This is a genomic window from Nonomuraea zeae, from assembly GCF_005889725.1.
Lineage (GTDB): Bacteria > Actinomycetota > Actinomycetes > Streptosporangiales > Streptosporangiaceae > Nonomuraea > Nonomuraea zeae.
Genome location: NZ_VCKX01000605.1, coordinates 1 through 2,406, shown reverse-complemented (window position 1 = coordinate 2,406; position 2,406 = coordinate 1). Strand labels below are relative to the sequence as shown.

At 71.0% G+C, this 2,406-nt stretch carries 1 protein-coding gene; it reads right to left on the bottom strand.

The features are described from left to right. Positions 1-773 precede the first annotated feature (773 nt). On the bottom strand, positions 774-1,835 hold the full coding sequence (gene rsgA, locus ETD85_RS61665) for a ribosome small subunit-dependent GTPase A (RefSeq protein WP_138698998.1): 1,062 nt from the start codon (positions 1,833-1,835) through the stop codon (positions 774-776). Positions 1,836-2,406 lie beyond the last annotated feature (571 nt).

Here is a 2,406-nt window from a genome sequence, read left to right as displayed (position 1 = left end):
GGGATAGGAGACAGGCCTTGGGACGGGGGCTTGGATGTCGAGCCAGTCCGGCTCGGGGCGGTCGAGTCAGGCCGGATTCGGGCCGTGCTCAGTCGGGCTCCGAGCATCGCTCAGCCTCGCCGTCTGGGACTTCGGGCCAGCGCTCGTCGGGCCTCGAACCTGCCCCGGGTTGGATTTGTGTTGGGGCTAGGTCGGACGTGAAGTTGAGCCCCAAGGGGTCCCGAGCCGGACCTTGGGCTGGCCTCCGAGTCGGGCCTCCGAGTCGGGCCTCCGAGTCGGGCCTTGGGCTGGCCTCCGAGGGTGGCTCTGAGTCGGCCCCGAGCCAGCCGGGTAGGACCGGGTAAGACCAGGGCAGACCGGGCCAGACCGGGCTCGGCCGTACTCACCGGGCTCCGAGCCTGGCCGGTTGGGACTTCGGGTCCGCGCTCGCCGCGCCCCGAACCCGGCCCGCGTTGTGTCTTGAGCCGGGCCTACGTCGGGCGTTGAGTCGAGCCCCGAGCGTGGTCCCGAGCCGGACCTTGAGCTAGCCAGAGTCGGGTCTTGAGCCAGCCCCGAATCGGGTCGGGTCTTGGACCAGGCCCAAGTCGGGTCTTGAGCCAGGCCGCGAGCCAGCCCCGAGTCGGGTCTTGGCCGGTCCCGAACTGGGCTCAGCGTGGGGCAGCCGACCCGGCCGGACCTTAGCCGGTCCGGGCGGACTTCAGCCGGTCCGGGCGCACTCGGCCGACTCGGCCGGGAATGGGTAGGCCCGGCCGACTTGGTGCGGTCTGGTGGGGTCAGTCGGCTTGGTGGGATGGGGTGGTGTCGTCGGAGGTGCCTTCGCGGCTGGACAGGAGGCGGCGCAGGGATTCGAGGCGGGCGGGGTAGGAGTTGCCGGCCGCCACCCAGGCGTCCAGCGCGCAGCCGTCGCCCAGGTGGGTGCAGCCCTTGGGACAGTTGACCGTGACCTCGTTCAGATCGGGGAACGCGGCCAGCACGGTCTCCACCGCCACATGCGCCAGACCGAAGCTGCGGACCCCCGGTGTGTCGATGATCCAGCCCCCCTCGGGCAGCTCCAGCGCCACTGCCGAGGTGGAGGTGTGGCGACCCCGGCCGGTCACGGCGTTGACCTGGGAGACCGCGCGGTTGGCATCCGGGACCAGGGCGTTGACCAGGGTGGACTTGCCGACGCCCGAATGACCGACCAGGACGCTGATGCGACCGGTCAGATGATCGCGCAGCTCGTCCAGCGAGCCGCCCTTGTGCACGACGACGTGCGCCACGCCCAGGGGGTCGTACAGGGCGACCAGGTTGTCGGGCGGGGCCAGGTCGGACTTGGTGAGGCAGAGCAGGGCGTCGATCTCCGCGTCGAAGGCCGCCACCAGGATCCGGTCGATCATGCGCGGACGGGGTGGCGGGTCGGCCAGGGCGGTCACGATGACGAGCTGGTCGGCGTTGGCCACGACCGGACGCTCGATGCCGTCGGTGTCTTCGGTGTCGTCGGCCGAGCGGCGCAGCATCGAGGTGCGGGGCTCGACCCGGACGACTCTGGCCAGCGTGTCGGGGCGGCCTGAGACGTCGCCGACCAGGGCCACCCGGTCTCCCACGACGATGCCCTTGCGCCCCAGCTCCCGCGACTTCATGGCGACCACCAGGCGACGCTGCGGCTGCTGCTTGCGCTTCTGGGCAGAGCCCTTGTGGCGTTCCGGCTCGACCAGGGTCGTGTAGCGGCCGCGGTCCACGGCCACCACGAATCCTTCGACGGCGTCCTCGTGCGCAGGACGAATCCGGGTCCGCGGCCTGGACCCCTTGCCCGGCCTGACCCTTACGTCGTCCTCGTCGTATTCCCGCTTTCTCAGCGGTCTGCTCCCATACGCTTGCTTCCCATCTGTGGTCCTTGGGCACTCTTCGTCGTCGCCGCGGTGATCCGGCGGAGGTGCCCGCCGGTCGGCCTCGGTGACGTGGCGAACCGGCTGGGCTCGCTCTGGCTGTCGACATGCTGCATTGCGGTGGGTGGCCGGCCCGTGCCGTGCCGCCCGGTGTCTCGTACGCCACCCGGGATCGAGCGGGTGACGGCGCGCTGGTGAGCCTCTTCGCCGCCACACGGGCGGTGGCGGGTCGGCCCGTGCTGCCCTTCCCCGAAATGCCCTGCGCGCCCGCCCCGAAACCAGCCGCCGCCGCGGCCCCAGGAGGAACCCGGGACGGCGCCGCATCCGCGTGAGGCGCGGAGGTCCCGGGGGTGGTGGGTGAAGGTCCTGCGATGGGTGTCAGTTCCCAGACGTCCGACGATTCCTGGGCGTGCGGCGATTCCCGGGTGTGTGGTGGTCGTCGGGTGTGCCAGGGCCCCTGGACGCGTGGTGGTCATGGTGGTCACGGGGTGCAGTGTCTTATACAAATCTCCGAGCCCACGAGAACCTAAGACAACTCGGT